Origin of the sequence: Mesorhizobium sp. B2-7-1, assembly GCF_006440735.1 — a bacterium.
Taxonomy (GTDB): domain Bacteria; phylum Pseudomonadota; class Alphaproteobacteria; order Rhizobiales; family Rhizobiaceae; genus Mesorhizobium.
This window is the reverse complement of record NZ_VFUA01000005.1, coordinates 124,906-131,130: the sequence shown is the minus strand read 5'-3', so window position 1 is coordinate 131,130 and position 6,225 is coordinate 124,906. Positions and strand designations below refer to the sequence as shown.

Below are 6,225 nucleotides of genomic sequence, written 5' to 3'. Positions count from 1 at the left end.
ATCCTCGGGTCTTCGCGACGCCGCTACGCGGCTGCTCCGCCCGTGGATGACGAAGCCCGGAGGGCTGCAGCCAATCGCAAACGTTCGCGCTGCCCAGATAGGAACGGTCGCTACATGCTCACACCGCCGGCGGGTTCAGCCGGGCGAAACCTTCCTGGCGCCGATAGGGAAAGTAAGGATAGGGCGCGGTCATTGCGCTTGCTTCATCGAGCGCCTTGATCTGCTCGGGCGTCAGCGCCCAGCCTACGGCCCCCAAATTCTGACGCAACTGCTCCTCATTGCGTGCGCCGATGATCACCGACGACACGGTCGGCCGCTGCAAGAGCCAGTTGATGGCGACCTGCGGAACGGTCTTGCCGGTCTCGGCTGCGACCGCTTCCAGCGCATCGACCACCTTGAACAGAAGCTCGTTCTCGACCGGAGGCCCGAAATCGGCGGTGTCGTGCAGCCGGCTCCTTTCCGGCAAGGGCTGTCCGCGGCGGATCTTGCCGGTGAGCCGGCCCCAGCCGAGCGGACTCCACACCAGCGCGCCGACGCCCTGGTCGAGGCCGAGCGGCATCAGCTCCCATTCATAGTCGCGGCCGACGAGCGAATAATAGACCTGATGCGCGACGTAGCGCGGATAGCCGTGCCTGTCGGCAAGGCCGAGCGACTTCATCACCTGCCAGCCCGAGAAATTGGAGACGCCGACATAGCGCAGCTTGCCGGAACGCACGAGATCGTCCAGCGCCGACAGCACTTCCTCGATCGGCGTCGAGGCGTCAAAGGCGTGAAGCTGCAGCAGGTCGATATAGTCGGTGCCGAGGCGCTTCAGCGCCGCGTCGACGGAGCGTATCAGGCGCGAGCGCGACGAGCCCCAGTCGGCCGGGCCGTCGCCCATCGGCAGGGACGTCTTGGTCGAGATCAGCACCGCGTCGCGGCGGCCCTTGATGGCCTCGCCAAGCACCTCCTCCGAAGCGCCGTTCGAATAGACATCGGCCGTGTCGAAGAGATTGACGCCCGCCTCCAGGCAGATGTCGACCAGCCGGCGCGCCTCCTTCGCGTCGCTGTTGCCCCAGTGGCCGAAGAGCGGGCCGGAGCCGCCGAAGGTTCCGGCGCCGAAGGAAAGGGCGGGCACTTTCAGGCCGGAGGCGCCGAGAGGTCGATAGTCCATCTTTTTTCTCCTGATTGGATGTCGAAGGGATCAGCGCTCAGCACTGCGCCGTGACCGGCTTGCCGATCGCCCGGCCGCGTTCGAGACGCAGCGCCACGAGCACCACGCCGAGCGCGGCGAGCGGCACCAAGCCGGCGACGAGGGGGACGGCGCCGAGGCCTGGACCATGATCGATGACGAAGCCGCCGAGCCAGGCGCCGATGGCGTTGCCGAGATTGAAGGCGGCGATGTTGAAGGAGGAGGCCAGGCCCTGGCCGGCGCCCTCGGCCTTTTCCAGCACCCACATCTGCAGCGGCGCGACGGTGGCGAAGGCGGCGGCACCCAGCAGGCCGACGGCAACGATCGCGGTGATCGGCTGATGGATCGCCGCGGTCATGACGAACAGCACCGCCGACAGCGCGACCAGCGTGCCGACGACGGTCGGCACCAGATGGCGGTCGGCGAGGCGTCCGCCAAGCAGGTTGCCGGCGACCAGCCCGCCGCCGAAGACGAGCAGGATCGGCGAGACGGCTCCCTCGGAAAAGCCGGTGACGCGGGTGAGGATCGGCGCCAGATAGGTGAAGGCGGCAAAGACGCCGACCCAGCTCAGCACCGTGGTCAAAAGGCCGAGCAGCACCGGCCTGCGGCCGAGCACGGCGAGCGTGCCTTCCGAGCTCTCCTCCTCGTCCGCTGCGGCCGGCTCGTCGCGCGGCACCAGCAGCGCGATCACGGCAATGGCGACGACGCCGACCAGCGTGACGGCAAGGAAAGTCGAGCGCCAGCCATAGGCCTGGCCGAGCCAGGTGCCGAAGGGCACGCCGAGGATGTTGGCGACGGTGAGGCCGGTGAACATCAAGGCGATGGCCGAGGCCTTCCGGTTGGGCGCGACAAGGCCAGTAGCGACGACCGAGCCGACGCCGAAGAAGGAGGCATGGGCGAATGCGGTCAGCACGCGCGCCGCCATCAGCGTCCAGTAGTCGGGCGCCAGCGCACAGGCGAGGTTGCCGACGGTGAAGACCACCATAAGCGCAAGCAGCAAGGTCTTGCGCGGCAGGCGGCCGGTCAAGGCGCCGAGCAGCGGCGCGCCGACGACGACGCCCAGCGCATAGCCGGAGATGAGCAGGCCCGCAGCCGAGATCGAGACGCCGAGATCGGCGCTGACGTCGAGCAGCAGGCCCATGATGACGAATTCGGTGACGCCGATGCCGAAGGCGCCGGCGGTAAGGGCATAAAGAGCAAGGGGCATGGCGATCGTCCGTTGTGCTGGAGGACGCTTATCTCCCGCGCCCCGGAATCTTTGCTGGCGCATGATCTTTCCCAAAAACCGGTTCCCACTTTTTGCTTTCGCTGACCTTCGGTTCGGGATCATGCACGGAGAAGATCGTGATCCTCCAGGCTGTGAACCAGCCTTGCATCAGGCATATTTTCTGTGAAATAGATTCACGAATGGCGAGACCCGACATCAACCGTTCCGGCGAGATCGAAGTGTTCGTCCGCGTCGTCGAGGCGGGCAGTTTCTCGGCCGCGGCGCGGGCGCTGCGCATGACGCCGTCGGCGGTGAGCAAGCTGATCGCGCGGCTGGAGGCGCGGCTTGGCGCGCGGCTGATCAGCCGCTCGACACGCAAGCTGCAACTGACGCCCGAGGGAACCGCCTTTTACGACAGCGGCCTGCGCATCCTCGCCGATCTCGATGCGGCGGAGCGGGAAGCCGCGGCGGGGGCTGCGCCGCGGGGCCGCCTCAGGGTCAATTGCTATGTGCCGTTCGGCCAGCACCGGTTGATGCCGCTGTTGCCGCGCTTCCTCGAACGCCACCCGGAAATCTCCGTCGAGGCGGTGCTGACCGACAGCGTCATCGACCTGATGGAGGAGCGCGCCGACGTCGCGATCCGCGCCGGCCCGCTGCGCGAGTCGAGGCTGGTGGCGCGCAAGCTCGGCCAGAGCCGGATGGTGGTCGTTGCCGCACCTACCTATCTCGAAGCGCGCGGCACGCCGCGGACGCCGGCGGACCTCGCCAACCACAATCTGCTCGCCTTCGGCTTCGTGCGGCATATAGACGGCCTGCCATTCGTAGATGCGAAGGGCGCGCCGGTCATGGTTCCGATTGCCGGCAATTCGACGGTCAGCGACGGCGAGGCGATGCGGCTGACGACATTGGCGGGGGCAGGCATCGCAAGGCTGGCGCGCTGGCACGTCGAGCCCGACATCGCCGCCGGGCGGCTCGTGCCACTGCTGGAAGCGTTCAACCCCGGCGACGAGGAACCGACGCACGCCGTCTATGTCGGCCAGGGCAAGCATCTGCCGGCGCGTGTGCGGGCCTTCCTCGATTTCCTGGCGGAGACCGTTCGTCTCTGAATAAGGAAAAAGCCGCGCGTCCAAGGACACGCGGCTCTGACATGTCTGCTCAAAATGAAAGGAATTACGCCTTCGGCACGAAAGGCGCCGGACGCCGGCCGGCGCCCTGTCGCTCCAGCATCCAGCCGGGATATTCGGCAGGCAGCGCGCTCACCTCGTCGAGCCTGGCGAGGTCGTCGGCGTCGAGCTTCAAGCCAGTCGCGGCGAGGTTCTGCTCGAGCTGGTCCATGCGGCTGGCGCCGATGATGACGCTCATCACGAAAGGTTTTGCCAGCACATAGCCCAGCGCCACGGTGGCGACGCTGACATCGTGCTTCTTCGCGACGTCGCGCATGACCGCAACCGCCGCCCAGGCGCGGTCCTCGTTGACCGGCGGGAAGTTGAAGGAAGCACGGCGGCCTTCGCCATTGCCCGGCGCGCCGGGGCCATATTTGCCGGAGAGCAATCCGCCGGCCATCGGCGACCAGACCATCAGGCCGAGCTTCTCTTCATTGATAAGCGGCACGATCTCGCGCTCGAGATCGCGGCCGGCGATGGAGTAATAGGACTGGATGGTCTCGAAGCGGGCAAAACCCTTGCGCTCCGCGATGCCCAGCGCCTTGGCAATGCGCCAGGCCTGCCAGTTGGAGACGCCGACATAGCGGACCTTGCCGCCGGCGACGAGATCGTCGAGCGCGCGCAGCGTCTCGTCGATCGGCGTCACCGTATCGGTGCCGTGCAACTGGTAGAGGTCGATATGGTCGAGCTGCAGCCGCTCCAGGCTGGCGTCGACCGAATCCATGATATGGCCGCGCGAGGAGCCGCGTTCGTTCGGCCCGTTGCCCATGGTGCCATGCACCTTGGTGGCGATGATGACGTCGGATCTTTTGACGCCGAGGTCCTTGAGCGACTGTCCCAGCAACTGCTCGGACTGGCCGACCGAATAGACGTCGGCCGTATCGAAGAAATTGACGCCGGCGGCGATGGAGCGGCCGACGATTTCGTTGACGCCCTTCTGGTCGAGGCTGGCGATCAGGCCCCATTGGGCATTCTGGCCGGCGGCGCCGAAGGTCATGGTGCCGAGGCAGAGCTCGGAGACGAACAGGCCGGTGTTGCCAAGCTGGTTGTAGCGCATGGTGCGATTTCCCCGGGAACAGGAGTGGATGACAGGGGGGAAATAGGAACGGCCCGTTTCGTTTCAAGCTCTGGCGTAAGCGCCTTGGTCAACTTGGCGTGAAGTTGCCAACGTCGGATCCCAGAGCGGTCAGACTTCCCAGGGATTGAAGATCGCAACGCCGACGTCTTCGAAATCGGCAACGTTGCGCGTCACCAAAATGAGGTCGTGGATGAGTGCCGTAGCAGCAATAAGTCCATCCGCGTCACCGCGCGTGCGCAAGGCAGAGATACGGCCCCATTCAGCCGCTATTTTCTCGTCTATGTCGAGAATTCGATTTTCATAGCTGTGGCGCAAACCATGAAACCATGCCGCAAGATGGTTGCCGCTTCCGAATCGCTTCGCCGCTTCATTTCGATTCCGTGCGCGATCTCGCCGAGTGTGATTACGCTCAGAAAGAAAGACTGCCTGTCCTGCTGGACTAACCAATCCGCCACAGAGCCTTGGCGCTTTCGAGCGGCCGAGACGACGTTTGTGTCCAAAAGAAACATCAAAGGTCAACGTCTGCCAGGCCCTTTGGAGCGGCGGTTGACTTCCTCGGCAAATTCGTCGTCCCATTCAGGGCCAGAGAGAAGATATTCCACCAACGAAGGTTTGGATCCAACCAACCTTTCGTATTCTTCCGCGGCCAGAACAACAGCAGCGGGCTTGCCACGTAATGTGATCGTCTGGGGCCCTTTTTCGCGGGCCTGTTGAACCAATTTCGAAAGATTGTTTTTTGCGTCCTGCAAATGCCAGTTCATTGGAAAACTACCTAGCTAGCTTGGCTAGATATATACCTGGCGAGACGGATTAGCTACGAGGTGCTTGGATCGCGGTTTAACCTCACCGGCTGCCGAAGATCGCCGAGCCGACCCTGACGCCGGTCGCGCCGAAGGCGACGGCCGTTTCGTAGTCGCCGGACATGCCCATCGAGAGCTTTGCGACGCCGGCCTCGCGGGCGAGCTTGTCCAGAAGCGCGAAATGCGGGCCGGGATTCTCGTCGGCCGGCGGGATGCACATCAGGCCTTCGATGGCGAGGCCGTGCACCTCGCGGCAGCGTTTGACGAAGGCGACCGCCTCGCGCGGCTCGATGCCGGCCTTTTGCGGCTCGGAGCCGGTGTTGACCTGGACATAGAGTTTTGGCGCCCGATCCTGCTTGCCGATTTCCTTGGCCAGCTCGGCGGCGATCTTCTCGCGGTCGACGGTCTCGATGACATCGAAAAGTGCCACCGCTTCCTTGGCTTTGTTGGATTGCAGCGGGCCGATCAGATGCAGCTCAAGGTCGGGAAACGCCTCTCTCAGCGCCGGCCATTTGCCCTGCGCTTCCTGCACGCGGTTCTCGCCGAAGACGCGCTGGCCGGCCTCGATGACCGGGCGGATGTCCTCGGCCGCGAAGGTCTTCGACACCGCCACAAGCGTGACGGCGCCGGGCTCGCGCTTCGCCTCGCGTTCGGCGCTCGCGATCTTCGCCTTGACCGCGTGAAGCTGCTCTACGGCGCTCGTCATGCCACTATCCTGCCTATAGTTTTAACGCCGACGCCGGCTCGCCGCAGTTGACGGGTCCGGCAATCCATGGTGAACACCGCGACGACACTTCCCGGCCGCC

General features: G+C 65.0%; 6 protein-coding genes and 1 pseudogene. 1 reads left to right on the top strand and 6 read right to left on the bottom strand.

The window, feature by feature from the left end:
- Nucleotides 1-118 precede the first annotated feature (118 nt).
- Together FJ471_RS04015 and FJ471_RS04010 are read right to left on the bottom strand one after the other, a co-directional pair.
- On the bottom strand, nucleotides 119-1,153 hold the full coding sequence (locus FJ471_RS04015; RefSeq protein WP_140801864.1) for an aldo/keto reductase: 1,035 nt from the start codon (nucleotides 1,151-1,153) through the stop codon (nucleotides 119-121).
- A 37-nt stretch (nucleotides 1,154-1,190) separates the two neighbouring features.
- On the bottom strand, nucleotides 1,191-2,378 hold the full coding sequence (locus FJ471_RS04010; RefSeq protein WP_140801863.1) for an MFS transporter: 1,188 nt from the start codon (nucleotides 2,376-2,378) through the stop codon (nucleotides 1,191-1,193).
- 200 nt (nucleotides 2,379-2,578) lie between these two features.
- On the opposite strand from FJ471_RS04010, the gene FJ471_RS04005 reads away from it, so the two are divergent.
- Nucleotides 2,579-3,484, top strand: a complete 906-nt coding sequence (locus FJ471_RS04005) for a LysR family transcriptional regulator (protein WP_140801862.1) — start codon at nucleotides 2,579-2,581, stop codon at nucleotides 3,482-3,484.
- Between the two features lie 64 nt (nucleotides 3,485-3,548).
- Here FJ471_RS04005 and FJ471_RS04000 read toward each other — a convergent pair whose 3' ends face one another.
- From FJ471_RS04000 to FJ471_RS03985, 4 genes and pseudogenes are all read right to left on the bottom strand, one after another.
- On the bottom strand, nucleotides 3,549-4,598 hold the full coding sequence (locus FJ471_RS04000) for an aldo/keto reductase (protein WP_140801861.1): 1,050 nt from the start codon (nucleotides 4,596-4,598) through the stop codon (nucleotides 3,549-3,551).
- A 129-nt stretch (nucleotides 4,599-4,727) separates the two neighbouring features.
- Nucleotides 4,728-5,128, bottom strand: a pseudogene (locus FJ471_RS03995) (type II toxin-antitoxin system VapC family toxin).
- A 6-nt stretch (nucleotides 5,129-5,134) separates the two neighbouring features.
- Nucleotides 5,135-5,380: a type II toxin-antitoxin system Phd/YefM family antitoxin gene (locus FJ471_RS03990; protein ID WP_140801860.1), complete on the bottom strand. Its 246-nt coding sequence runs from the start codon at nucleotides 5,378-5,380 to the stop codon at nucleotides 5,135-5,137.
- 82 nt (nucleotides 5,381-5,462) lie between these two features.
- Complete coding sequence (locus FJ471_RS03985; RefSeq protein ID WP_140801859.1) at nucleotides 5,463-6,125, bottom strand: YggS family pyridoxal phosphate-dependent enzyme; 663 nt, start codon at nucleotides 6,123-6,125, stop codon at nucleotides 5,463-5,465.
- Between the last annotated feature and the right edge of the window lie 100 nt (nucleotides 6,126-6,225).

Bases quoted from the DNA above. Each gene is read 5' to 3' on its own strand.
- FJ471_RS04015 (WP_140801864.1), bottom strand. From the start codon at position 1,153: ATGGACTATCGACCTCTCGGCGCCTCCGGCCTGAAAGTGCCCGCCCTT.
- FJ471_RS04010 (WP_140801863.1), bottom strand. From the start codon at position 2,378: ATGCCCCTTGCTCTTTATGCCCTTACCGCCGGCGCCTTCGGCATCGGC.
- FJ471_RS04005 (WP_140801862.1), top strand. From the start codon at position 2,579: ATGGCGAGACCCGACATCAACCGTTCCGGCGAGATCGAAGTGTTCGTC.
- FJ471_RS04000 (WP_140801861.1), bottom strand. From the start codon at position 4,598: ATGCGCTACAACCAGCTTGGCAACACCGGCCTGTTCGTCTCCGAGCTC.
- FJ471_RS03990 (WP_140801860.1), bottom strand. From the start codon at position 5,380: ATGAACTGGCATTTGCAGGACGCAAAAAACAATCTTTCGAAATTGGTT.
- FJ471_RS03985 (WP_140801859.1), bottom strand. From the start codon at position 6,125: ATGACGAGCGCCGTAGAGCAGCTTCACGCGGTCAAGGCGAAGATCGCG.